The 23,494-nt window shown below is 67.9% G+C and carries 25 protein-coding genes and 3 tRNA genes; 16 read left to right on the forward strand and 12 right to left on the reverse strand.

Going from position 1 to position 23,494, the window contains the following annotated elements:
• The first annotated feature begins 29 nt into the window (after positions 1-29).
• Both GO592_RS28995 and GO592_RS29000 read left to right on the forward strand, forming a co-directional pair.
• Positions 30-395 carry a YybH family protein gene (locus GO592_RS28995; protein WP_005253274.1) on the forward strand — a complete coding sequence of 122 codons (366 nt, stop codon included), beginning with the start codon at positions 30-32 and terminating at the stop codon, positions 393-395.
• An 86-nt stretch (positions 396-481) separates the two neighbouring features.
• Positions 482-955, forward strand: coding sequence for a hypothetical protein (locus GO592_RS29000; protein WP_050998641.1), 474 nt, complete (start codon positions 482-484; stop codon positions 953-955).
• 17 nt (positions 956-972) lie between these two features.
• Here the strand turns inward: GO592_RS29000 and GO592_RS29005 are convergent, their stop codons facing one another.
• Complete coding sequence (locus tag GO592_RS29005) at positions 973-1,332, reverse strand: Rv2640c family ArsR-like transcriptional regulator (RefSeq protein WP_007298374.1); 360 nt, start codon at positions 1,330-1,332, stop codon at positions 973-975.
• Between the two features lie 93 nt (positions 1,333-1,425).
• Between GO592_RS29005 and GO592_RS29010 the strand changes: the two genes are divergently transcribed.
• Positions 1,426-1,899, forward strand: coding sequence for an ArsI/CadI family heavy metal resistance metalloenzyme (locus tag GO592_RS29010; RefSeq protein WP_007298373.1), 474 nt, complete (start codon positions 1,426-1,428; stop codon positions 1,897-1,899).
• A 59-nt stretch (positions 1,900-1,958) separates the two neighbouring features.
• On the opposite strand, the gene GO592_RS29015 is transcribed toward GO592_RS29010, so the two are convergent.
• From GO592_RS29015 to GO592_RS29025, 3 genes are all read right to left on the reverse strand, one after another.
• A tRNA-Arg gene (locus GO592_RS29015) sits at positions 1,959-2,031 on the reverse strand.
• 45 nt (positions 2,032-2,076) lie between these two features.
• Positions 2,077-2,168, reverse strand: a tRNA-Ser gene (locus GO592_RS29020).
• 99 nt (positions 2,169-2,267) lie between these two features.
• Positions 2,268-2,993, reverse strand: a complete 726-nt coding sequence (locus GO592_RS29025) for a dienelactone hydrolase family protein (RefSeq protein ID WP_007298372.1) — start codon at positions 2,991-2,993, stop codon at positions 2,268-2,270.
• A gap of 61 nt (positions 2,994-3,054) precedes the next feature.
• Here GO592_RS29025 and hisC point away from each other — a divergent pair, with 61 nt between their 5' ends.
• Both hisC and GO592_RS29035 read left to right on the forward strand, forming a co-directional pair.
• Positions 3,055-4,131, forward strand: coding sequence for a histidinol-phosphate transaminase (gene hisC, locus GO592_RS29030; protein WP_007298371.1), 1,077 nt, complete (start codon positions 3,055-3,057; stop codon positions 4,129-4,131).
• 89 nt (positions 4,132-4,220) lie between these two features.
• Positions 4,221-5,921 (forward strand): bifunctional metallophosphatase/5'-nucleotidase, encoded by a 1,701-nt coding sequence (locus GO592_RS29035; protein WP_007298370.1) that lies wholly within the window; start codon positions 4,221-4,223, stop codon positions 5,919-5,921.
• A gap of 8 nt (positions 5,922-5,929) precedes the next feature.
• Here the strand turns inward: GO592_RS29035 and GO592_RS29040 are convergent, their stop codons facing one another.
• Together GO592_RS29040 and GO592_RS29045 are read right to left on the reverse strand one after the other, a co-directional pair.
• Complete coding sequence (locus GO592_RS29040) at positions 5,930-6,931, reverse strand: alpha/beta hydrolase (RefSeq protein ID WP_005253267.1); 1,002 nt, start codon at positions 6,929-6,931, stop codon at positions 5,930-5,932.
• A 311-nt stretch (positions 6,932-7,242) separates the two neighbouring features.
• Positions 7,243-7,875 (reverse strand): maleylpyruvate isomerase family mycothiol-dependent enzyme, encoded by a 633-nt coding sequence (locus GO592_RS29045; RefSeq protein ID WP_005569415.1) that lies wholly within the window; start codon positions 7,873-7,875, stop codon positions 7,243-7,245.
• 142 nt (positions 7,876-8,017) lie between these two features.
• Here GO592_RS29045 and GO592_RS29050 point away from each other — a divergent pair, with 142 nt between their 5' ends.
• From GO592_RS29050 to GO592_RS29065, 4 genes are read left to right on the forward strand one after another with little or no spacing between them, the layout of a single operon-like run.
• Complete coding sequence (locus GO592_RS29050) at positions 8,018-8,284, forward strand: ArsR/SmtB family transcription factor (protein ID WP_231137790.1); 267 nt, start codon at positions 8,018-8,020, stop codon at positions 8,282-8,284.
• Positions 8,284-9,267, forward strand: a complete 984-nt coding sequence (locus GO592_RS29055; protein ID WP_007298369.1) for a TIGR03086 family metal-binding protein — start codon at positions 8,284-8,286, stop codon at positions 9,265-9,267. The genes GO592_RS29050 and GO592_RS29055 overlap by 1 nt, the downstream gene beginning before the upstream one ends.
• Positions 9,268-9,291: 24 nt before the next feature.
• Positions 9,292-10,083 (forward strand): VOC family protein, encoded by a 792-nt coding sequence (locus tag GO592_RS29060; protein WP_007298368.1) that lies wholly within the window; start codon positions 9,292-9,294, stop codon positions 10,081-10,083.
• Positions 10,084-10,086: 3 nt separating this feature from the next.
• Positions 10,087-10,449, forward strand: a complete 363-nt coding sequence (locus GO592_RS29065) for a TfoX/Sxy family protein (protein ID WP_007298367.1) — start codon at positions 10,087-10,089, stop codon at positions 10,447-10,449.
• 54 nt (positions 10,450-10,503) lie between these two features.
• On the opposite strand, the gene GO592_RS29070 is transcribed toward GO592_RS29065, so the two are convergent.
• Positions 10,504-10,591: transfer RNA gene (locus tag GO592_RS29070), tRNA-Ser, on the reverse strand.
• A 42-nt stretch (positions 10,592-10,633) separates the two neighbouring features.
• Positions 10,634-11,116 (reverse strand): MarR family winged helix-turn-helix transcriptional regulator, encoded by a 483-nt coding sequence (locus GO592_RS29075; protein ID WP_007298366.1) that lies wholly within the window; start codon positions 11,114-11,116, stop codon positions 10,634-10,636.
• Positions 11,117-11,237: 121 nt separating this feature from the next.
• On the opposite strand from GO592_RS29075, the gene GO592_RS29080 reads away from it, so the two are divergent.
• Positions 11,238-12,233: an NAD(P)H-quinone oxidoreductase gene (locus tag GO592_RS29080; RefSeq protein ID WP_007298365.1), complete on the forward strand. Its 996-nt coding sequence runs from the start codon at positions 11,238-11,240 to the stop codon at positions 12,231-12,233.
• An 82-nt stretch (positions 12,234-12,315) separates the two neighbouring features.
• On the opposite strand, the gene GO592_RS29085 is transcribed toward GO592_RS29080, so the two are convergent.
• On the reverse strand, positions 12,316-13,518 hold the full coding sequence (locus GO592_RS29085) for a cysteine desulfurase-like protein (RefSeq protein WP_005253261.1): 1,203 nt from the start codon (positions 13,516-13,518) through the stop codon (positions 12,316-12,318).
• Between the two features lie 133 nt (positions 13,519-13,651).
• Between GO592_RS29085 and GO592_RS29090 the strand changes: the two genes are divergently transcribed.
• The 6 genes from GO592_RS29090 (at position 13,652) to GO592_RS29115 (ending at position 19,156) form a co-directional block, all read left to right on the forward strand.
• Positions 13,652-14,236, forward strand: coding sequence for a bacterial proteasome activator family protein (locus tag GO592_RS29090; protein WP_007298364.1), 585 nt, complete (start codon positions 13,652-13,654; stop codon positions 14,234-14,236).
• A 48-nt stretch (positions 14,237-14,284) separates the two neighbouring features.
• Complete coding sequence (gene wzm / locus GO592_RS29095) at positions 14,285-15,157, forward strand: galactan export ABC transporter permease subunit Wzm/RfbD (protein ID WP_039951810.1); 873 nt, start codon at positions 14,285-14,287, stop codon at positions 15,155-15,157.
• Between the two features lie 12 nt (positions 15,158-15,169).
• On the forward strand, positions 15,170-16,066 hold the full coding sequence (gene wzt / locus GO592_RS29100; protein WP_039951742.1) for a galactan export ABC transporter ATP-binding subunit Wzt/RfbE: 897 nt from the start codon (positions 15,170-15,172) through the stop codon (positions 16,064-16,066).
• Positions 16,063-16,974 (forward strand): galactofuranosyltransferase GlfT1, encoded by a 912-nt coding sequence (glfT1, locus tag GO592_RS29105; protein ID WP_007298361.1) that lies wholly within the window; start codon positions 16,063-16,065, stop codon positions 16,972-16,974. The genes wzt and glfT1 overlap by 4 nt, the downstream gene beginning before the upstream one ends.
• A 157-nt stretch (positions 16,975-17,131) precedes the next feature.
• Positions 17,132-18,214 (forward strand): ribosome small subunit-dependent GTPase A, encoded by a 1,083-nt coding sequence (rsgA, locus tag GO592_RS29110; RefSeq protein ID WP_007298360.1) that lies wholly within the window; start codon positions 17,132-17,134, stop codon positions 18,212-18,214.
• Positions 18,215-18,280: 66 nt separating this feature from the next.
• Positions 18,281-19,156, forward strand: a complete 876-nt coding sequence (locus tag GO592_RS29115) for a class I SAM-dependent methyltransferase (protein WP_007298359.1) — start codon at positions 18,281-18,283, stop codon at positions 19,154-19,156.
• On the opposite strand, the gene GO592_RS29120 is transcribed toward GO592_RS29115, so the two are convergent.
• From GO592_RS29120 to GO592_RS29130, 3 genes are all read right to left on the reverse strand, one after another.
• Positions 19,128-20,651 carry a glycosyltransferase family 39 protein gene (locus GO592_RS29120; protein ID WP_007298358.1) on the reverse strand — a complete coding sequence of 508 codons (1,524 nt, stop codon included), beginning with the start codon at positions 20,649-20,651 and terminating at the stop codon, positions 19,128-19,130. The two genes, GO592_RS29115 and GO592_RS29120, sit on opposite strands and share 29 nt — an antisense overlap.
• Positions 20,648-22,537 carry a glycosyltransferase gene (locus tag GO592_RS29125; protein ID WP_039951740.1) on the reverse strand — a complete coding sequence of 630 codons (1,890 nt, stop codon included), beginning with the start codon at positions 22,535-22,537 and terminating at the stop codon, positions 20,648-20,650. Before GO592_RS29125 ends, GO592_RS29120 begins: the two co-directional genes overlap by 4 nt.
• Before the next feature lie 81 nt (positions 22,538-22,618).
• Positions 22,619-23,422, reverse strand: coding sequence for a glycosyltransferase (locus tag GO592_RS29130; protein ID WP_005253252.1), 804 nt, complete (start codon positions 23,420-23,422; stop codon positions 22,619-22,621).
• Positions 23,423-23,494 lie beyond the last annotated feature (72 nt).

Consider the following 23,494-nt stretch of genomic DNA (forward strand, 5'->3'; position numbering starts at 1 on the left):
ACAGCAAGTTCACCCACGAAAGGAGTCCCGTGTCCGACTACGAGAAGGCCCTGAACCCCGAAGATCTCACCCGACTGTTCGTCGAGCGCAGCAATGCCGGCGACGCGGCCGGAGTCGCCGCCCTGTACGAGGAGAACGCCGTCATGGCGTATCCGCCCGGCAGCCGGACGGTCGGCCGGGCAGCCATCCAGAAGCTGTGGGAGTCGGTGCTCGCGAATGCGCCGCACTTCGAACCGGAGACGCCGCTCCCCACGCTGGTCAGTGACGACATCGCGCTCACGTCCACCCCGCCCACGGACGGATCCGGCGCGCGGGCCCAGGTCGTCCGCAGGCAACCGGACGGAACCTGGCTCCGACTGCTCGACCAGCCGGAGTTCGTCCCGCCCACCCGCTGAGGTTGTGGCTGCACCGGCCCCTACACGGCATGAACTTCGTTGTCCACCATTGCATCTGCATTCGGATCGGTGGGACCATAGGGGTCATGCGCAGACCGCGTTGGCCGGCAGTAGCACCACCCACCACCGGAGGACACCGGGTGCACGGTCCCCTGCTCCTCACGGCCGAAGACCACCTCACGCTCGAACTGTTCGAGGTCGTGGCGTTCCCGGACGGCCTCCACCTCCGGATGGCCCTGACCGCGACGGGCAGGCCTGCGGAGCTGGCGCAGTTCGAGACCCGCCCGCTGTCCGACCCGGACGATCCCTCGACTCGGTGGTCCTATCTCTCGGTGCGGGCGCGGGTCGACGACATCGAAGGCGAGGCCGACCCCTACCATCCGGCGGCGGCGTCGAAGCCGTGCCGGAGCGGGCCACCCGAGTACCGCACCGAACCGCATTACTGGCTGGACGCGATACCCACGTCGGGATTCATCGCGGTCACCGCAGGCTGGCCACGGATCGGTCTCGGTTCGACCACCACCACGATCGGTCTCGAATCGAGCACGCGAACGTCGTGACCGGTCCCGGGTCGCCGTCAGGTGCAGCAGTTGGGGTCGAGGACCACCCGCAGTGCGTCGAGGGCGTCCGGCCGCGCACAGTAGAAGACGTTCATGCCACGGCGGACGGGCTGGACCATTCCCGCCTTCTTGAGCTGGCCGAGATGGTGACTGACGGTCGATTCGGACAAGCCCACGCCGGTCGCGAGATCGCACGTGCACACCTCGCCGCCGCGCGCGGTCAGCAGGATCGACATCAGCTTGATGCGGACCGGGTCGGCCAGCGCCTTGAGGCGTAGCGCGAGGTGCAGAGCGGCCTCGTCGGTCATCGGGGCGGCCGAGACGGGCGCGCAGCAGATCGGCGCGGAGACATCTACGACCGGCAACGTCTTGGGCATGACTCCATCCTCCCACCTTCTTGACATATGTCAAAAAGGTGGAATTCTGTGATTGCAAGCAATTCGATATATGTCCCACAGGTGGAGGTTGTCATGTCCCGCGCCCAGCTCGCCCTCAATGTCGACAATCTGGAAGAAGCAGTCACGTTCTACTCGAAACTGTTCGGTACACAACCGGCGAAACTGAAGCCGGGCTACGCGAACTTCGCCATCGCGCAGCCACCCCTCAAGCTGGTGCTGATCGAGAATCCCGGCGAGGGCGGCACCATCAACCACCTCGGCGTCGAGGTCGAGTCGAGCGCCCGGGTGCACGAGGAGATCGCACGGCTGACCGGGGAAGGCCTCTTCACCGACGAGGAGATCGGCACCACCTGTTGCTTCGCGACCCAGGACAAGGTGTGGGTCACCGGCCCCGCCGGCGAGAAGTGGGAGGTCTACACCGTGCTCGCCGACTCCGACACATTCGGGTCGAGCCCCCGGCACCTCGACGCCGACACCGAGGGGGCCACCTGCTGCGGCACCGCCGCGGACGGGGAGAAGGCCGCCGCGGGCACGTCCTGCTGCTAGTGCGCCCGGCAAAGAGAAACCCCGCCATCTGCACCACTGCAGTTGACGGGGTTTCTTTGTGCGCCCGAAGGGATTCGAACCCCTAACCTCTTGATCCGTAGTCAAGTGCTCTATCCGTTGAGCTACGGGCGCATGTTCTTCAGTTGTCTAGCTTGCACCGGCCGACTAGGCCCGGTGTGGCGGAGGCGAGAGGATTTGAACCTCCGGTCCCTCGTAAAAGGGACAACTCATTAGCAGTGAGTCCCATTCGGCCGCTCTGGCACGCCTCCCTGGGGTGGTTCCGATCCCTTCGGACCGCCGGTGCGAAAGATTACACACCTTTCCACCACAAAGGCAAAACGGCTGGTCAGAGCGTAAGGCTGGCCGGTTTATCGCAGGTGACTGTCGAACCAGTCGAAGATCCGCCGCTGCGCGTCGACGATCGCCTGCGCGCCCGGGTCGTCGTCTCTGCCGTCGGGCACCTGGGGCGGTTCGTCGGCCCGGTGGGCGAGCCCCGCATAACTCACGACGAGCCCCGCGACGTCCGACTTGGCGGTGGCGTCGCGCAACAGCTCGACCTGATCGGGCGGCGTGGACGGATCGTCCTCCCCGTACAGACCGAGCCACGGCGCCTTCAGGTCGGGTGCGGCGTCCACCAGCGCAGGCGCGTCCTCCGACAGCGGCTCGACGATGCCGCGGGCGGCAACACTCACGGCGGCGCCGACGGGACGCGTGGTGGCGACCAGCAGGGCGGCGGTTCCGGCGTCGTCGAAACCCAGCACGCCCACACAGTCGGCGTAGATGCCCCGCGCGATCAGCCAGTCGAAGGTGGCGTCGAAGTCGGCGAACAGGGCGTCGCCGAACACCTCGACATCGCTCGGCGCCGATTCCCGGTGGAAGAGGTGCGGCGCTACCGTCACCCACCCCTCCATCGCGAGCGAGCGCATCAGATCGAGGAGAGGTTCGCTGAAGGTGCGCGACTCGTGCAGGACCACGATCCCGCCCCGCGCCGGACCGTCCGGTTCGACCGCGGTGAGCGGAACACGCATCTGAGGGCTTTCCGGCGCGTCTCCGGACGTCCGCAGGGCTGCACTGTCCCTGAAGAATCCCGACATGCCCCTACCTTGACACGAAGGGGGCGTCGGCGCAGTGGATCGGGAGGCGCATAATCGCCTGGTGACTCCGCGAACCAGGGCAGACCTCGAGACGATTCCGGCCTACATCCCCGGCAAGAACTTTCCGGGCGCGATCAAGCTGGCGAGCAACGAGACCACGTTGGGGCCGTTGCCGAGCGTGCGCGATGCCATCGCGGAGGCCGCCGGCAACGCCAACCGATACCCGGACAACGGCCATGTCGCCCTGATCGCGGCGCTCGCCGACCACCTCGGGGTGGCCACGGAGAACATCGCCGCGGGTTGCGGTTCGGTGAGCCTGTGCCAGGAGTTGGTGCAGGCCACGTGCAACGACGGTGACGAGGTCATTTTCGCGTGGCGGTCGTTCGAGGCCTATCCCGTGGTCACGCAGGTGGCCGGGGCGACGCCCGTCAAGGTTCCGCTCACCGCGGACCACGGTCACGACCTCGACGCGATGCTGGCCGCGATCACCGACCGCACCCGGCTGATCTTCGTCTGCAACCCGAACAACCCCACCGGCAACACGCTCACGAAGGCCGAACTCGAGCGGTTCCTCGACGCCGTCCCCGCGGGCGTTCTGGTGGCCCTCGACGAGGCCTACTTCGAGTACAACCGGTCCGACGCCGACGGCATCGAACTGTTCCGCGGACGCCCCAACGTGGTGGTGCTGCGCACGTTCTCCAAGGCCTACGGCCTCGCCGGCATCCGCGTGGGGTACGCGGTCGCCGATCCCGCGGTGGTCACCGCGCTGACCAAGGTGCACATCGCGTTCGCGGTCAATGCCGTCGCGCAGGCCGCCGCCATCGCGTCGCTGGCCGCGTCCGGAGAACTGCTGGCACGCACGGACGGCGTCGTCGCCGAGCGGATCCGGGTGCGCGACGCCCTGCTCGCCGCCGGGTACGACGTGCCCGAATCGGCCGCCAACTTCGTCTACCTCCCGCTGGGCACGCACTCCGGGGCGTTCGCCGCCGCCAGCGCCGAGGCCGGCGTGCTGTTGCGCCCGTACGGCGACGACGGCGTGCGGATCACGATCGGCGATCCCGCGGAGAACGACGCGTTCCTCGCGTTCGCGACGAGCACCGAGGCACGCTCGATCGCGAACGTCGCGATCCGCGCGTAACGCTCGAGACGTAAACGTTACCCACGGGTATAACGCCCGTGACTCCCTGTTGGCAGACTCAGTGAGGTTTTGCCGAAGGGAGCCCATACATGCGTCGCCGCGCCGCGCTCCGCACTGCCGTGCTGGCGGCCGGACTGGCGACGACGCTGACGGTCTCGGTGACGTCGGGGCTGTCGGCGGCGCAGTCGCAGGACGCGGCGGTCTCCGTCCGGCTCCTCGCCTTCAACGACCTCCACGGCAGCCTCGAACCGCCGCCCGGCATCCGTAGTCAGGTGAAGCACGCCGACGGCTCGCTGGTCCCGGCCGGCGGCGCCGCCTACCTGGCCGCGTACGTCGACCAGCTGCGCGGCCAGGCGATCCATTCGCTGCTGTACTCGGTGGGTGACAACTGGGGGTCGTCCGCGCTCGAATCCGCGATGTTCCACGACGAACCGACCGTGCAGCTGCTCAACAGGATGGGCGTCGACGTGTCCGCGATCGGCAATCACGAACTCGACGAGGGGTACACGGAGTTCCGGCGGATGCAGACCGGTGGCTGTCATCCCGTCGACGGCTGCCGGTTCGGAAACACGTTCGAGGGCGCGAACTTCCCGCTCCTCGCGGCGAACATGGAGTTCGACGACGGCGCGCCCGCGACCCTGCCGTTCACCGTCAACTACGTCGAGGGAATCCCGGTAGGCGTCATCGCGACCATGCCCGCCGACACCGCGACGATGGTGACCCCGGAGGGGGTGGGCGGGTTGCGCTTCACGGACGAACTCGCCGCCGTCGACCGCACCGCGGATCTCCTCGAATTCTTCGGCGTGCGGGCCATCGCGCTGCTGATGCACAAGGGAGCCGAACCCGACGCCGACAACGGCCCCAACTCGTGCGAGGTGACATCCGGACCCGCGCGCGACCTCGCGCTGCGGGCGTCCCCGAAGGTCGACGTCATCTTCACGGCCGACAGCCACCAGCAGTACAACTGCTCGTTTCCCGACCCGATGGGAAACCCGCGCGTCATGATGCAGGGCGCGTCGCACGGCCGGATCGTCTCGGTGGTCGACGTGTCGATCGACCGCACCACCCGCGACGTCCTGCGCGACCGCGCGTCGGCGTTCAATCAGGTGGTCACCCACGACATCCCGTCCGACCCCGACATCCAGGCGCTCGCCGACGGCGCCGCCGCCCAGGCCTCCGAGATCGGTGCGGCGCGCGTGGCGTCGGTGACGGGCGACCTCACCCGCGACGAGACCGGCAGCGGCGAGTCCACGCTCGGCAACGTCGTCGCCGACGCCCAGCTGGTGGCCGGATCGGCGCACGGCGCCCAGGTGGCACTCACCAACCCCGGTGGACTCCGCGAGGATCTGCTGCGCGGCCCGGACGGCGCCGTCACCTACGGGCAGACCTACGCCGCTCAACCCTTCGGCAACACCCTCGAGGTCCTGACGGTCACCGGCACGACCCTGAAGCGTGCCCTCGAGCAGCAGTTCCAGCCGCGCGGAGACGGCACGATCACGGAGCGGATCCTCGCCCCGTCGAGTTCGCTGACCTACACCATGAATCGTTCGGCGACTGTCGGCGAACGCATCTCGGACATCCGGGTGAACGGCGACGCGGTCGTCCCCGACGGCACCTACCGGGTGGCCGTCAACAAGTTCCTCGCCGACGGCGGCGACGGCTTCGATGCGTTCCGCACCCGCGCCGAAGCCGTGCGCGCGGGCTGCGACCTCGACGCGTTCACGGCGTATCTGGGGACGACTTCACCGGTGACGCCGCCGAGCACCGACCGGATCACCGTGGTCGGATAGGAACGCGGTCAGACGCCGAGCGCGCTCTTCAGGACGGGCCACGACGTGCGCAGTTCGTCCTGCCAGTACGGCCACGAATGCGTGCCGAAGTGGCGGTAGATGAACGTCGCCGGAATCGCGAGGTGGGTCAGGCGCTGCTGGAACGTCTGCGTGCAGAGGTTCGCCGCGGCCTCGAGGGGACCGCCCACCGCGATCGTGGACGCGATGTCTCCGCTGATCTCATACGGTCCGGGGAGCCCGTTGCCCGTCGAGATGTAGATCTGCTTGCCGCGCAGGGCTTCGGCGTTCACCGAAGGGTCGTGCGCAGTCCAGGCCGGATCGGTGTCGGGACCCCACATGTTGGCCGGGTTCCCGCCCTTGAACGCCACCGTGCCCCGCACCGAATCCCGCGAGCTGGGTTGCGTGTTGTCGAGGCATCCGCTGTAGGCGGCGAGACCGCGGTAGAGCTGCGGGTGCCGGGTGACGAGGTTGGCGGCACCCATCGCGCCCATCGACACACCCGCGACGGCGTTGACGCCGTTGCCGCTGAAGTTCTTGTCGATGATCGGCGGGAGTTCGTCGGCCAGGAACGTCTCCCACTTGTTGACACCCAGCGTGGGGTCGGGCTGCTGCCAGTCGGTGTAGTAGCTGGCGGTGCCGCCCACCGGGAGCACCACGTTGACCTTCTTGTCGGCGAAGAACTGGACCACGTCCGTCTTCTGCGTCCAGGTGCTTTCCCGGAAATCCGACTCGGCGCCTGCGCTGACCCCGTCGAGCAGGTACAGCGACGGCCTCGACCCGCCACCAGCGGGATGCAGCACCTGCACCTGCACGACGCGGCCCATGGCGGGGGAATTGATGAAGACGGCACTACGGGTGTCGGTGAGCGGGACGATCTTGTCGACGCTCGCGACGCCACTTCCCGGAGGCGCGACCGGAGCAGGCACCGGATCGGCCACAGCAGTGAACGCCGGCCCCATGAGGGTCAGTGACACTGCCAGACCGATGGCAGCCAATGCTTCGCGACGCATAAAGAAATACCTCTTCCCCGGACTGTGTGGACCCCGATTGCACAGTACAAAATGCGTCCGGTCAACAAGAGCTTAGAGGTTTTGTGACAGCTGTGTGCTCCAGCGTGATCACGTTGTAGTCACCAGGGTTGAGGGTCGGGGGGAGGCGCTCGGCCGCTGGGCACCTCCAACCCTGTGAGCAGGGACTTCCCCTGGTAGTCCCGGCTCATCCGCCTCGACAGCCGCACCCGTTTCACGCAGCCGCACCCCTTCTGGGGCCCGAATACGGGTGCGGCTACGCAGTAAGGGGTGCGGCTGTGGATGCCGGGCCGTTACTTCGGCAGGGCGGACTTCAGCTGGTCGAGACCGTCGCCGCTGAGTTCGTCGAGGGCGGCGCGACGACCTGTCATCGCCAGCACGAGCGCCAGCATCGGACCGGAGACCTCCGGCCCCGATCCGGTGGACCACTCGGTGTCGGTGGCCCGCAGCGTGAGCCCCGCGACCCGGGACTTCGACCCGATCAGCAGGTTCGAGTTCTTGTAGAAGTCGGCGACTCGGATAACCGCGTCCATCGGGTACTCGTGTGCGATGCCGAGCGGTCGGCGGATGTCCTCGGCGTGGACGATCATCTCGCCCAGCATGGCGTCGATCGGGCCGGGCGGATGCGTGGAGTCACCCATGTGCGCCCGGAACTCGTCGAGCGACTCCGCTGGTGTTCCTTCCTCTTCGTGTGCGATGTCCTTCTCGAACATGGTGTTGATCCGGAATCCCGACCCGACGAGTTTTCCGACGAACTTCGGCGGCGTCATCTTCTCCGTCGCCGTCATGTGCGCGAACACGTCCCGCACGGTCCACCGTTCGCAGAGCGACGGCGTCGACCACTGGGTATCGGTCAGCGGTTCGAGGTCGTCCACCAGTGCGCGGCGTTCGTCGTGAATCGTGGGCCAGGGGCTTGACGTTGTCATTTCTCACTCCCTCGTCGCTCTGAATTCTCCCACCTCACGATCGCTGCGGCGAGACCCATTGCACAACGCGTTAGTCACGACTAACGTATTGATCGTGCTCGATCAGTTGGAAGTCGCAGCTGAGCCCACCCGGAGACGCCTCATGCAACTGCTGACATCAGGTGAACAGACCGTCAACAACCTCGCCGCACACTTCCCCGCGAGCCGGTCGGCGATCTCGCAACATCTCCGGGTGCTCGCCGAGGCCGGGCTGGTCACTGCGCGTAAGGATGGACGCTTCAGGTACTACCGGCTCGACCCGCAGGGACTCGTTCAACTCCGGACGTTGTTCGACTCCTTCTGGATCGACGAACTCGACCGCCTCGTCGCGGACGCCACCGAGGAAGCAGCTTCCAAAGGAGACAGCTGATGCCATTCGACAAGACCGTCGTCGTCCCGCTGGACCCGGACGCCACGTTCGACCTCGTCACCCGACCGGAACGATTGCGGCGATGGCAGACCGTCGCGGCACGCGTCGACCTGCAAGCCGGCGGCGAGTACCGGTGGACCGTCGTCCCCGGACATTCCGCCGCGGGCACGTTCAGCGAGATCGTCCCCGGCAAGCGGGTGGTGTACACGTGGGGATGGGAAGGTGACGACGAACTCCCCCCGGGCTCGTCCACCGTGACCGTGACTCTGACCCCCACCGCCGGCGGGACCGAGGTGCGACTCGTGCACGACGGGCTCACCGACGAACAGGCCGTCCGCCACGCGGAGGGCTGGAACCACTACCTCGACCGTCTCGTCGCCGCCGCCCAGAAAAGTGACGCCGGACCCGACGACTGGGCGGCCGTACCGGATCCACTCGACGAACTGTCCAGTGCCGAGGCAACATTGGCGGTCGTGCAGCGCGTCCTTCGCGACGTCACGGACGAGGACATGTCCAAGCAGACGGCGTGCACCGAGTTCACCGTCTCGCAGCTCGCCGATCATCTCGTCGGTTCGATCACGGCCCTCGGTGGCGCCGCGGGCGCGACGTTCGACGACGACCCGGGCAAACCCGTCGAGGCCAGAATTGCCGACCTCGCCCAACCCGCACTGGAGGCGTGGCGCAGTCGCGGCCTGGACGGCACGGTGACGATCGGGACGAACAACCCTCCCGCCACCGTCGCCGCGGGGATCCTCTCGATCGAATTCCTCGTTCACGCCTGGGATTTCGCGGCAGCGACCGGAGGTGAGGTTGCCGTATCCGAGCCTCTCGCCGAATACGTGCTGTCGCTGACACACAAGATCATCACACCCGAAGGCAGGAAGGCCGTCGGGTTCGACGACCCCGTACCCGCCCCACACACCAGCGACGCGATCACCCGGCTCATCGCCTACACCGGTCGCCGCCCCGTCCCGGCCGTCTGACACCTCACACGGAAAGGTCCAGTCATGCCCATCAAGTCGGAATACGCCCAGGGAACACCGGACTGGGTAGACCTCCAAACCAGCGATCAGGACGCCGCCAAGGAGTTCTATGCGGAACTGCTCGGCTGGGAGTACGACGACCGTCCGATGCCCGAAGGCCCCGTCTACTCGATGGCCACCGTGCGCGGCGAGAACGTCGCCGCCATTGCGCCACTACAACCCGACGCGGTCGCGGCCGGGGCGCCGGCGAATTGGAACACCTACATCGCAGTCGACGACGTCGACGCGACGCTCGCGAAAGTCCCCGGCGCAGGCGGCCAGGTTCTGATGCCGGCGTTCGACGTGGGGGAAGCGGGCCGCATGTCCTTCGTCACCGACCCCACCGGGGCGGCCGTCGGATTGTGGCAGGCGAACAAGCACATCGGCGCCACCCTCGTCGGCGACCCGGGCGCCTGCCTGTGGAACGAACTGAACACCGGCGACGTCGACAAGGCGCTCGCGTTCTACAACAGCGTCTTCGGGATCACCTCGTCGAAGATGTCGATGGGACCGGAATACACCTACACACTGTTGGAGGTGGGCGACGACCAGGTCGGCGGCTGCGGTGAGCCGATGAAACCCGACACACCGAACCACTGGCGGGTGTACTTCGCCGTCGAGGACGTCGACGCCAGCGCCGCGAAGGCCGTCGAACTCGGCGGCACGATCGTCGAAGAAGCGATGGACATCCCCACCGTCGGCCGCATGGCCGCCGTCACCGACCCGCAGGGCGCGATCTTCAGCATCATGACGCCCGAGGAACGTCAGGAACAGTAGACCGTGAAGATGCCCACACCCTCCGAGGAGGACAAACAGTTCTTCCGGTCGCTGATCCCCGACGCCCCCGGCGTCGAGGTGAAGCCGATGTTCGGCAACCTGGGTGCCTTCGTCAACGGCAACATGTTCGCCGGACTCCTCGGACCGAAAGTCGGGGTTCGGCTGCTCACCGAGCAGGCAAGGGACGAGCTGGCGTCGTCTGACGGCGCCGGCTCGTTCGGTCCGGGCGAAAAGCCGATGCGCGAGTACCTGGCCCTGCCCGACCGGTGGCGCGGCACCCCGGACCGCGCCACACCGTGGGTGGAACGGGCGCTCGCCGAGATCGGCGCACTGCCGCCGAAGCAGCCGAAACCCCGGAAGAAGTAGCGATACGACAGCAGCCCTGACCTGGAGGGAAACCAGATCAGGGCCGCCGGTCGTTGGCGGAAGCGGAGGGATTTGAACCCCCGGTCGCTTTCACGACGCTCGCTTTCAAGGCGAGTGCATTCGGCCGCTCTGCCACGCTTCCGTGGGCGATCTTATCGGTACGGAGGCGCAGGCGGGCAACCGGTCAGCGGTCGCCGATGGCCTTGTCGACGCGTTCGAACACCTCGGCGAGAACCTTCAGCTGAGACTTGGTGAGCAGATCGACGAGATTGCTCCGCACCCCCGCCACATGGGTGGGGGCCGCTTCGGCCAGCCGGGCGCGACCTTCGTCGGTGATGACGGCGAGCACCCCGCGGCCGTCCTCGAGGCAGGTGTCGCGGGTGACCATGCCCTGCGCTTCCATCCGCCGGATCTGGTGGGTGAGGCGGCTGCGGGAGGAGAGGACGCCGTCCGCGAGCTCGCTCATGCGCAGCGAACCGTCCGGCGACTCGGACAGCAGCACCAGAATGCGGTAATCCGCGAGGGACAGATCGTGTTTCTCCTGCAGATCCCGGTTGAGGACGTCCATCAGCCGCTGGTTGCCGTCCATGTAACCGCGCCAGGCGCGCATCTCGGCCGGGGTCAACCAATTGGTCGCGGCTTCGGCGTCGGAGGTTTCTGCTGTCACAGGTTCACAGTCTAGTAGTGCGACATTACTTTCCAGTAGCGTGCGGTCCCCGGAACGCCGAGGGACCGCTGTGATCGGTCACATCCACCGGGCGCCGACGCATTTCGCTAGCGTCGTCCCCATGTATGCGATCACGATCGACCAACCGGGCGGCCCCGAAGTCATGAAGTGGACGGAGCAGCCCGACCCGGAACTTCCACCCGGTCACGTCCTCCTCGACGTAGCCGCGACGGCCGTCAACCGCGCCGACCTGTTGCAGCGTCAGGGGTTCTATCCCCCGCCGCCCGGAGCCAGCGACGTCCTCGGGCTCGAATGTTCCGGCACGATCGCCGAACTCGGCGAGGGAGTGTCGGGGTGGTCCGTCGGCGACCAGGTGTGCGCACTGCTGGCCGGCGGCGGATACGCGGAGAAGGTGGCCGTCCCCGCGTCGCAGCTTCTCCCGTTGCCCGAAGGGGTGGACCTGCTCGTCGCCGCGTCACTGCCGGAGGTCGCGTGCACGGTGTGGTCGAACGTCGTGATGGGCGCCGGGCTGTCCCGCGGCGACGTGCTGCTGGTGCACGGCGGTGGCGGCGGCATCGGCACGCACGCCATCCAGGTGGGCGTCGCGCTGGGTGCCCGCGTGGCCGTCACCGCCGGCTCCGAGGAGAAGCTGGCGCGCTGCCGCGAACTCGGCGCCGACATCCTCGTCAACTACCGCGAGGCCGATTTCGTCGACGAGATCCGCAAGGCGACCGACGGACACGGCGCCGATGTGATCCTCGACAACATGGGCGGCTCGTACCTCGACCGCAACGTCGACGTGCTCGCCGCCGACGGCCGGCTCGTCGTCATCGGCATGCAGGGTGGCCGCAAGGGAGAACTGGACCTCGGCAAGTTGCTGTCCAAGCGCGGCCACGTGACGGCGGCCGGACTGCGGGGGCGGGCCGAGACGGGACACGAGGGCAAGGCCGACATCGTCGCCGACGTCCGCAAGCGGCTGTGGCCGCTGATCGCGGAGGGCGCGGTGCATCCCATCGTCTCGGCCGAACTACCCATCACCGAGGCGCCGCGCGGGCACGAACTGCTGGACTCGGCGGACACCGTCGGCAAGGTGATCCTGACGATCCCTCGGAACTGACGGCGAAGTGCGTCGCCCGATGTGACATTCGTCCACTCGATCGGAACGAATGTCACATCGGGCGCAGCAGCGGGCGGCGAGCTCAGCCCAGGGTGGCGAGCTCGTTCACGAGCTGGTCGATCTCGTAGCGGGTGGTGTACGGCGCGAGACCGATGGTGACGGCGCCGCCCTCGTCGTTGACGCCGAGCGCGTCGAGCAACCGGGAACCGCCGTGGACGCCGCTGACGGTGGCGATGCGCTTGTCGGCGAGATGCGACGCCACCTTGTCGGCCGAGACTCCGGCGACGGTGAAGCTGAGCGTCGGAACCCGGCTGGGCGAGCGCCCGATGACCATCACCTGCGGTAGCCGCTTCAGCGACGACATGAGGTGGTCGAACAGGGTGTCCTGGTAGTTCTGCAGCGAGCTGATGGACGCCTCGAGCTTCTCGCGCCGGGACCCGGTGGCCGATTCGTCGAGGTTCGCGAGGAAGTCGATAGACGTGGTGAGGCCGGCGAGGAGCGCGAACTGGTGCACCCCGACCTCGAGACGTTCTACACCCCGCGCATACGGGTTGAGCGACACGGCGGGGATGCGGTCGAGGAGGGTGGGGTCGCGGAAGACGAGTGCCCCGACCTGCGGCCCGCCCCAGGAGGTGGCGCCGACGGCGACGACGTCCGCTCCGAGTTCGTTGATGTCGACGTGCGCGTAAGGGGCGGCCCCGATCGCGTCGACGACCATCAGTCCCCCGACTTCGTGGACGCGGTCCGAGGCGACACGGACGTCGGGCGCCGAGCCGACGATCGGGGATGCGGCGGTGAGTGCGACGAGACGCGTCGTGGTGGTGATGAGGTCCTGGAACTGCCAGCTGGGGAGTTCGCACGTCTCGATCTCGACCTCCGCCCACCGCACCTGGGCGCCGTAGCGGCTGGCGACTCTGAGCCAGGGGGCGACGTTCGCTTCCTCGTCGAGGCGGGAGAGCACCAGCCCGGTTCCGAGGCCGAGTCGCGTGCTCAGCGACTCCGCCAGCCAGGCGAGGAGAACGGATCGGTCGGGTCCGAGCACGACCCCGGCGGGATCGCCTCCGACCAGGTCGGCGACGGCTGCTCGGGCCGCATCGAGTACCGCCGCACTGCGCCGGCTGGACACATGTCGCCCGGTCGACGAAGAGGCAGACGCCCGGAAGGCCGTGGAGACAGTGCGCGACACCGCGTCCGGAATCTGCATGCCGGCCTGCGGATCGAGATGGATCCAACCGTCGCCGAGTGAGGGGATGAGTCCCCGAACGCGGGCAACGTCGTAAGCCATGCCCGACACTCTAAGACCCCAAGTCAATACGGTCGAAGCCAGCCATCGATTGTTGTGGAGTGCAACAAAGGTGGAATGGGCCCAAATTGGACGCACCTTCGCACTGCCGAGCGGGAACAGCCAAGATAGAGGCATGACGAACTCGGAGAATGAACACGTCGTCGTGATCGGCCCCGACGGTCAGCCCATGGCCATCCCCGTCGCCGAGGCCGCGAGCAAGCCCGAGGGCTCCGACGCCGCCGCGGACGCGAACGGGAACGGCACGGAGTCGGTGGCCGACATGGTGGAGCAGCCGGCCAAGGTCATGCGCATCGGCACGATGATCAAACAGCTCCTCGAGGAAGTGCGCGCCGCACCGCTCGACGACGCCAGCCGCAACCGGTTGAAGGAGATCCACAAGTCGTCGATCCACGAGCTCGAGCAGGGCCTCGCCCCCGAGCTGCGCGACGAGCTCGAACGCCTCACCCTGCCCTTCACCGACGACACCGTCCCCACCGACGCCGAACTCCGCATCGCCCAGGCACAGCTGGTGGGGTGGCTCGAAGGACTGTTCCACGGCATCCAGACGGCCCTGTTCGCCCAGCAGATGGCGGCCCGCTCCCAGCTCGAACAGATGCGTCAGGGAGCACTGCCTCCGGGCATCAGCATGGGCAACCCGCACGGGGCGCACAATCACGATCCGGGGTCGCAGTCGAGCGGTACCGGCCAGTACCTGTAGCAACGGGCGAAACAGCATGGAACTCGACTCCCGGTAGGCTCGGTGCCCGTGTCAGCATCCGCTATCGAAACCGAGGCCACAGGCGGCCCGCTCCCGACGTCCGACTCGCAGACCTTCCGTCGCGCGTTCAAGGACCTCAGGGACGGCTTCGCTCAGCGCGAGCTGTGGCTGAGCCTCGGCTGGCAGGACATCAAGCAGCGTTACCGCCGGTCGGTGATCGGCCCGTTCTGGATCACGATCGCGACCGGTGTGCAGGCCGCGGCGATGGGCATCCTGTACTCCGCCCTGCTCGACATCCCGCTGGACGAGTTCCTGCCGTATGTCACCGTCGGTCTGATCGTCTGGAACCTGATCAGCGCGAGCATCCTCGAGGGATCCGAGGTGTTCATCGCCAACGAGGGGCTGATCAAACAGTTGCCGTCGGCGCTGAGCGTCCACGTCTACCGGCTGGTGTGGCGGCAACTGCTGCTGTTCGCCCACAACCTCGTGATCTACGTGGTCATGCTGTTCGCGTTCGGGGTGTGGCGCCACCTGACCTGGATGTCGCTGGCCGCGATCCCGGCGATCGCGCTGATCGTCGTCAATGCGGCGTGGGTGTCGATCATGTTCGGCATCTTCTCCACCCGGTACCGGGACATCGCGCCAATCCTCGGCAGCATGACGCTGCTGCTGTTCGTGCTGACTCCGATCATGTGGACGACGCAGAGTCTCGAGGCGCAGGGCGGGCAGGCCGCCGAGCGCGTCAAGCTCGCCGAGTTGAACCCGCTGTTCCACTACCTCGACATCGTGCGCGCGCCCATGATCGGTCAGGATCAGCAGGCGTACCACTGGTACATCGTGCTGACCATCACTGTCGTCGGGTGGGCCGCCGCCATCCTCGCGCTTCGCAGGTACCGGGCCCGTGTGCCCTACTGGGTTTAGGGGTCAGAAGTAATGACAGAGCATGTGAGTATCGAGACGCGGGACGCCTGCGTCGACTTCCCGATCTTCGACGCCAAGTCCCGGTCGCTGAAGAAGGCGTTCCTCGGCAAGGCCGGAGGGTCGATCGGGCGCAACAACTCGGACGTCGTGGTGGTCGAGGCCCTGCGCGACATCAACCTGTCGCTGAAGGAAGGCGACCGGATCGGCCTGGTCGGCCATAACGGCGCCGGCAAGTCGACGCTGTTGCGGTTGCTGTCCGGCATCTACGAACCCACCCGCGGCAGCGCGAGCATCCGCGGCCGCGTGGCCCCGGTCTTCGACCTCGGTGTGGGCATGGACCCCGAGATCTCCGGATACGAGAACATCATCATCCGCGGGCTGTTCCTCGGGCAGACCCGCAAGCAGATGCTCGCGAAGATGGATGAGATCGCCGAGTTCACCGAGCTGGGCGAGTACCTGTCGATGCCGCTGCGCACGTACTCCACCGGTATGCGCGTGCGCGTCGCGATGGGTGTGGTCACCAGCATCGACCCGGAGATCCTGCTGCTCGACGAGGGCATCGGTGCCGTCGACGCGGAGTTCATGAAGAAGGCGCGCGTGCGTCTGCAGGCGCTGGTGGAGCGGTCCGGCATCCTGGTGTTCGCCAGCCACTCCAACGAGTTCCTCGCCCAGCTGTGCGACACGGCCATGTGGATCGACCACGGCCAGATCCGGCAGCAGGGCGGCATCGAGGACGTCGTCCGCGCGTACGAGGGTGACGACGCCGCCGACCACGTCCGCCACGTCATCTACGAGTTGGACCGGGAGAAGTCCGGGCTCACCGCTTCGGGCGAACGGGACGCCCGTAGCGACAGATCGAACGAGCGTCCCGTTCGTACGGCCGCGGAAGCCGAGGCGGAGTCCGCGTGAGCGCTGCTGCCGAGCGGATCGTCGGTGTCGTCGTCACCCACAAGCGCCGCGAACTGCTGGCGGAATCGCTGAAGGTCCTCGGCTCGCAGACGCGTCCGCTGGACCACCTGGTGGTCGTGGACAACGCCGCCGAGGACGACGTGCGTGAGCTCGTCGAATCGTCCGGGATTCCCGTCAGCTACCTCGGTTCGCAGCACAATCTGGGCGGTGCGGGCGGCTTCGCGCTGGGGATCCTGTACGCCCTCTCGCTCGGCGCCGACTGGGTGTGGCTCGCCGACGACGACGGACGGCCCGAGGGACCGAAGGTCCTGGAGACGCTGCTCGACTGCGCGCAGCGGCACGGGCTGGCCGAGGTCTCCCCGGTGGTCTGCGACATCGACGACCCCGACCGTCTCGCGTTCCCGCTGCGCCGCGGTGTGGAGTGGCGACGGCTGCGTTCCGAACTGTTCGCGGACGGTGACGACTCTGCCGACCTGCTGCCGGGCATCGCGTCGCTGTTCAACGGCGCCCTGTTCCGCGCGTCGGCGATCGACACGGTCGGCGTTCCCGACCTGCGTCTGTTCGTCCGCGGCGACGAGGTGGAGGTGCATCGCCGGCTGGTGCGATCGGGGCTGCCGTTCGGCACGTGCCTGCAGACGGCGTACGTGCACCCGAACGGCGCGGAGGAGTTCAAGCCGATCCTCGGGGGCCGGATGCACACGCAGTACCCGGACAACGAGACGAAACGGTTCTTCACGTACCGCAACCGCGGCTACCTGCTGTCCCAGCCGGGCATGCGGAAGCTGCTGCCGCAGGAATGGGTGCGGTTCGGGTGGTACTTCCTCGTCACGAGGCGTGATCCGCAGGGTCTGCGTGAGTGGATGCGGTTGCGGAAGCTGGGCCGCCAGGAGCGGTTCGAGCGCCCGTAATTCGGTTGCGTCCGGGTTCAGCCGGGTGGGAGCATCGTGGGGTTCCGGTGTGAGAATCTCGACGTGTTGCGAAGGAGTGAGTGTCCGATGACTGTCTCGTCGGTCGACGCCGTGTGCGTCCACTCCCCCTTCCCTCTCGCCTGACCGAACCCGTGCAGTGGTCCGGTCGGCACTCATCGACCCGAGGATCACACCCACCATGTTCGACCCTGGACAACTCCTGCCCTACGGCTGGAACGACACACTTTCCGACACCTTCGACAACTACCCGGCCGACGGTCGCGAGCCCGGGCGGGTGATCCGCGTGGACCGCGGTCGCTGCGACGTCGCCACTCCCGCGGGCCTCGTCCGCGCGCTCGCCGGCGAGCACACTCTCTGCACCGGCGACTGGGTGACGCTCCACCGTCACGGCGACGAGATCGCCGTCGCCGACCTGCTCCCGCGGCGCAGCGCGATCGTCCGGGCGTCCGCGTCCGGCCGGTCGGAGGGCCAGCTCCTCGCGGCCAACGTCGACACGGTGGTGATCGCCGCCGGACTCGACACCGCCCTCGATCTCGGACGCATCGAACGCCTGCTGGCCCTGGTGTGGGAGAGCGGCGCCCAGCCGGTGGTCGCGCTCACGAAATCCGATACCGTGCAGGATGTTTCCCTCGCGACCGCAGAGGTGGCAGCGGTGGCGCCAGGTGCGACGGTGCTCGCGGTGAGCGCCGACACGGGCGACGGCATCGACGTCCTCACCGCCGTGATCGACGGGACGGTCGCGCTCATCGGACCGTCCGGCGCGGGCAAGTCGACGCTCGCGAACGCGTTGCTCGGCGAAGACGTGCTCGCGACCGGACGTGTCCGCGAGGGCGACCACAAGGGACGTCATACGACGGCGCACCGTGAACTCCTGCCGCTGCCCTCCGGGGGCGCCCTGATCGACACGCCGGGACTGCGGGGTGTCGGCATGTGGGACGCTGCCGACGGTATCGACAAGACGTTTCCCGAGATAGAGGAGTTCGCGGCGCAGTGCCGGTTCGCGGACTGCTCGCACGGGACGGAACCCGGCTGCGCGGTACTCGACGCGGTGGAGCGCGGCGCACTGCCCGAGCGCAGGCTTGCCAGCTACCGCAAGCTGATTCGGGAGAACGGCTGGATCGCGTCACGCACCGATGCGAGGCTCCGGGCCGACCGTGAACGCGAGTGGAAGAGCATCGCCCGCTGGCAACGTCAGATGTACCGCAGTCGCGGTCACTGACACGGGCGCCCGACCCGCATCCCGGTTCGAGCGGTGAGCCGGGATGCGGACTGGCAACATGGGTATATGTTCGATCTTCGGAGAAAGGCCCGTCTCAAGCTTCAACGTGCCATGTCCGAGGTGGTGGCCGAATCGGATCGGCGGTCCCGCGAACTCACCGAGAACCAGCACGACCAGACCCTGGCCGAGCTGAGCGCGACCAACCAGGAACTCGCGCGGGTGCTGTCCGAGCTGTCCGATGCCCGCATGGAGATCTCCGACGTCCAGCAGCGGCTCGGCGAACTCGAGCAGCAGGCCCGCCGCGACATCACGCAGGCGCTGGACGTGCGGGCCACGAACGAGGCCGCGGCGTTCGTGCTCGAGCACATGCCGAAGGCGCCCGTGTTCTGGAATCCGCAGGACACACTGCGCTACGGACTGTCGCAGGTGGAGGTCGAGGGGCTGGCCCTCGAGTTCGGGGTGGCGTCGGGCACCACGCTCCGGATCATCGTCGAACAGTTGAAGGACGCCGAGCACGAGGTGTTCGGGTTCGACGTGTTCTCCGGTCTGCCGCAGACCTGGCGCACCGGATTCCCGGCCGGGGAGTTCGCGCAGCAGAAACTGCCGCACGTGCGGGGCGCGCAGCTGGTGCCCGGACTGTTCGAGGACACGCTGGCGGGCTTCCTAGAGGAACACCCGGGACCGGTGTCGTTCGTGCATCTCGACGCCGACCTGTACTCGTCCACGAAGTCGGTGCTCGACCGGCTCGAACGGCGGCTGGTCGCGGGCACGGTGATCGTGTTCGACGAGTTCTTCAACTTCCCGGGCTGGCAGGAGCACGAGTACCGGGCCTGGACGGAGTTCGTCGACCGCACCGGCGTCCGCTTCGAGTACCTGAGCTACACCGCGAACCACGAGCAGGTGGTCGTGCGGATCACCGCACCAGCTTCACCGCCTGCGTGACGTTGAACGTCGCGCGTTCGTCGATCCGCAGTCCGGACCGCGCGAGAGCGGCGAACGCCTCGGTGTCCTCGAAGTGGTACGGCGGCAGCGTCCACACCTCGTTGGACGTGTGCCGGATGATGCGCTCGGTGTCGCGTTCGTAGTCGGTGAAGAACCAGACCACGGAGCACGAGTCGAGCGCGCTTACAAGGTCAGGGACCGCGAGTTCGTCGTCCCACAGCGACCCCCGGCTCGCGGCCGTGGTCCCGAGCCCGATGTCGCGAGTGCCGTCGAAGGCCTCCGGCCGCACATTCTTCACGAGCCGCAGCGACGTGGGGTTCCAGGCCGGCTTGTCGAACAGCACGCAGTCGCCGGGGCGGAGGTGTTCCCCGGCGAAACCGTTGACGGTGCTGAAGTCCATGCCGCTGGGTTTCGCCCACTGCTCGCGCTGTTCGAGGTAGCTCGGCGATGCGGCCACCGCGAACACCGCGATCACCGCGGCGGACTGCCACCACTTCCGGGTGAGGGCGGCCAGGCAGAGTCCGCCGACGAGGGCCACCGCGGGCGTCGTGAATGTGAAGTACCGCGGGAGATACACCGGGCTGCGCAGGAGCGAATACGCGAGCAGCGCCGCCATCGGCATCGCGATCCACGGCAACGCGACGGACAGTACCGGGGGCAGCCGGTGACCGCGCATCAGCGCCACCGACCCGGCCACCACCAGCACGGCGAACAGCACCGCGAACCACGGTGCGCCGACGAACCACTGGTACTCGGCGACGGCCCGGGGCAGGTGCCCGTCGAGCGGCGGGATCCACGCCACCTGGACCGATTCCCGGCGCACCAGTGCCACGAACGGCGCCGCGACCACCGCCCCCGCGGCCGTGCCCGACGTCCAACCGAGCCAGGACCGCCGGGCCTCGCGCAGCAGCAGGATCGTCAGCAGGTGCGCGGGAACGAGGGTGATCAGGTAGACGAACAACACGATCGACACCGCCAGGCCGGCGGCGTACAGCGCCCACAGCCACCAGCGCCGGAACCTCAGTGCCGCAAGGAGAATCAGGGTCAGCCAGACCGCGGCCGCCGCCGTGGCCGCGTACCCGCGCGCCTCCGCGGCCGCCCACGTGACACTGGGCAGGATCACGAACAGGATCCCGGACAGCACCGCCACCCGCCTGGTCGAGATCAGCGCACCGAGCACCACCACGCCTGCGCCCGCCGCGCCAGTTGCCAGGGCGCTCGGGAACCGCGCCGAGAACTCGGAGGCACCGAACGCCGCGAACCAGTAGTGCATCCCGACGTAGTACAGCCCGTGCACGGCATCGATGTGGCCGAGCAGATTCGACAGGTCGGGCCGGGACCGCTGACTCGAGTACAGCGTCGCGACCTCGTCGTACCAGAACGACGGACGCCAACTCCACGCCGCGCCGAGCACCACACCGACAGCGAAGACGAGGAACGAATCCCGGAGCAGCCCGCGAACATCGCGGGCCCGCAACGGTCCGGCCGACGTCACTGACCGTAGAGGCGAGCCCAGTTCTCCCGGCTGGTGAGCTGCGGCAACGCGTCCCGGTACTGGCGCTGCGTGGACGCCGCATCCTCGCGGAACCGTTTCATCAGCTTCGCGGTCCGGGCCGTGAGCTCCCGGGCCGTCTCCTTGTCGCGGCGGCGCACCCGCACCCCGGACTGGGAGGCGTCGGTGATGACGGCGGTGTCGAACAGCGACACGTGCCACCAGTGCGCCTCCGCCACAGGGATACTCGCGACACCGTGCTGGGTGCGGCCGAGCCACTGGTTCGCGGCCCGCTTGGCGAGGACGAGGTCGAGCTTGCTCTTGTCGGGCTCGAAACCGGCGTACCGGGTGACGAGATCGGAGTTGCGGACCCCGGGAATGTTCGACGCGGGATGCTTGACGGTTTCGGGGAACCGCTTGCGCTCCTCGCGGATCGACGCCAGCACGGCCTGACCGCCGTCCTCGAGCACCTTCGGGCCCTCGAGGAAGTCCTCGATCCCGCGAATCATGGTGTACGCCAACCCGTACTGCATCGACACGAGGTACTGGGTGATCTCCCGCGTCATCATCTTGCTCAGCGACTTGGCGTCGAAGTCACTGTGCAGCGCGGCGGCGATCAGCGAGTTGCGGATGCTGAAGTACTTGGCCCAGTCGTCGCGGTCCTTCCAGTGGAAGTCCGCGTGCCACACACCGGCATTGGGCAGGGTGACCGTGACGAATCCGGCGGCGCGGGCGCGGATGCCGTACTCGATGTCGTCCCACTGGAAGAACATCGGCAGCGGGAGCCCGATCTGCGCGACCACCTCGGCGGGGATCAGACACGACCACCACGCGTTGTAGCCGGCGTCGACGCGCTTGTGCTGCTTCTTCTTGATCAGGTTGATGTCGTGCCGCGACCCGGCCGCCCAGCGGCCCGCCTTCAGCTTCGACAGGTCCGCTTCCTCTGCGCTGACGTGCAGGTGTTCCGGGTTCATCAGGTACAGCATCTGCGCGCCGACGAGCGTCGGCTCGGTGGTGACGTTGGCGAATGCGTTCATCCGCAGGATCGACTCCGGCTCGCACAGGATGTCGTCGTCCATCAGGATCAGGTTGGCATGCTCGTTGATGCCCGAGACCTCGTACATGCCGCGGGTGAATCCGCCGGCCCCGCCGAGGTTCGGCTGCCGCAGGTAGACGAGCTTGTCGCCCAGGATCTCGGCGACCTCGGTGAACTTCTCCCGGTCCGACACGTGGTCGCTGCCCTGGTCGACCACGTACACGGCGTCGATGCCGGACGCCATCGTCGAGTCGTTCGCGATGGCGGCGACGGTCTCGGCGCAGTCGTCGGCGCGGTTGAACGTGCAGATCGCGATCGCGGCGGGCCGGATCACCGACGGCGCGGCGACGGTCCACTCCAGTTCGCTCACCGCGAGGGGGCCGTCGACGGCGGTGAACTCCACCCACAGGGAGCCGCCGTCGAGGTAGGCGTCCAGCTTCGCCGACAGCGTCGCCGTGCCCGAGCCGTCGATCTCCGTCGTCGCGAGGATGCGCGAGTTTCCGCCCGAATCGGAGCCGCGCAGCGCCACCACGGCGCGTCCGCCGGCCTCGTGGTGGAACCCGACGGTCACGTCGGTGACCGTGGTCCAGCGCTGGTAGTAGCTGGCCGCGAACCGGCCGAAGTAGGTGTCGGTGTCGACCGTCGCACCCTTCTCGAGGTGCACGACGTGGCGCTCGCGGTGGGCACGGCCCTTGACGATCCTGGCGTACAGGTCGTCCTTGACCCGGGTGGTCGGTCCCGTGAAGAGACCTCGCGCCACCACGAGGCGGTCGGGTGCGCGATGCTCGGTGAGAGCACTCCGTACCGCGGCCGTGCTCCCGTCCACAGGTGCTACCGACGCAGACTCGTTCATAGTGCTCCTACTGTTCCCCGCGAGAGGTGGGCTGGACCGCGCCACGGCGACGGCACGATCCTCTTCTCGGTTCGCAGGGTATCAACCTCGCGACCCGCTCCCCGACCATGCGAGGCGACCTCCGTCCCGGTGACGGGCCCGCAGCCGGAACAGCCCCACCCCCATCGCGAGCACATCTGCCCTGGATATGCGGGTTTCGTGGCTGTCGTGGTCGTCGCTCAGACGCACCGGGACCTCGACCGGCACGATGCCCGCCCGCTCCGCGAGGTAGACGAGTTCGGTAGTGAACAGGAATCCGGGTTCGACGAGGTCGGGAACCAGTCCCCGCATCAGGTCGCCGTCCATCAGGACGGTGCCCTGAGGGTCGCCGGTGCGCATCCCGAGGACCACCCGACGCAGCGCCGCGAAACCCCACGTCAGGGTGCCCCGGAGGGCGCCGCGCCGCACCTGCGAGTCGGGGTGGGCCTTGGAACCGATCACGACTTCGGGCAGCCGGCCGTCGTGGCCGGCGGCGAGTTTCTCGGCGCCGTCGAGGTCGTCGAACCCGAACGGCAGGTCGTCGGCGGTCAGCAGCACGTGCGCGCCGCGACTCGCCTCCGCTCCGGTCCGCAACGCGTTGCCCATGCCCTTCTCGCTCCGCAGGACGGTGAGCGACACACGTCCGGGCGTCCAGTCCGCGGCGAGGCGGGTGCAGATGTCCACGGTGTCGTCGGTGGATCCGTTCTCCACGACAATGATCTCGACGTCGTGGCCCGCCAGTCGTTCGGCGACCCGGTGGACGGTCTGCTCGATGACGGCGGCGGAATTGTAGGCCGGGACGACGACCGACAGCGCCTTCGGCGCACGTGCGCCTTTCTGGTCGTGGGAACAACCGAAAAGGCGCACGGGCGCAGCCTAACTCGTAGGCTCGGAGTCCGTGGCACCCTCCGCGTCCGTGTCTTCGACGTTCACCCGATC

The organism is Rhodococcus sp. 21391, from assembly GCF_016772255.1.
GTDB classification, from domain to species: domain Bacteria; phylum Actinomycetota; class Actinomycetes; order Mycobacteriales; family Mycobacteriaceae; genus Rhodococcus_F; species Rhodococcus_F opacus.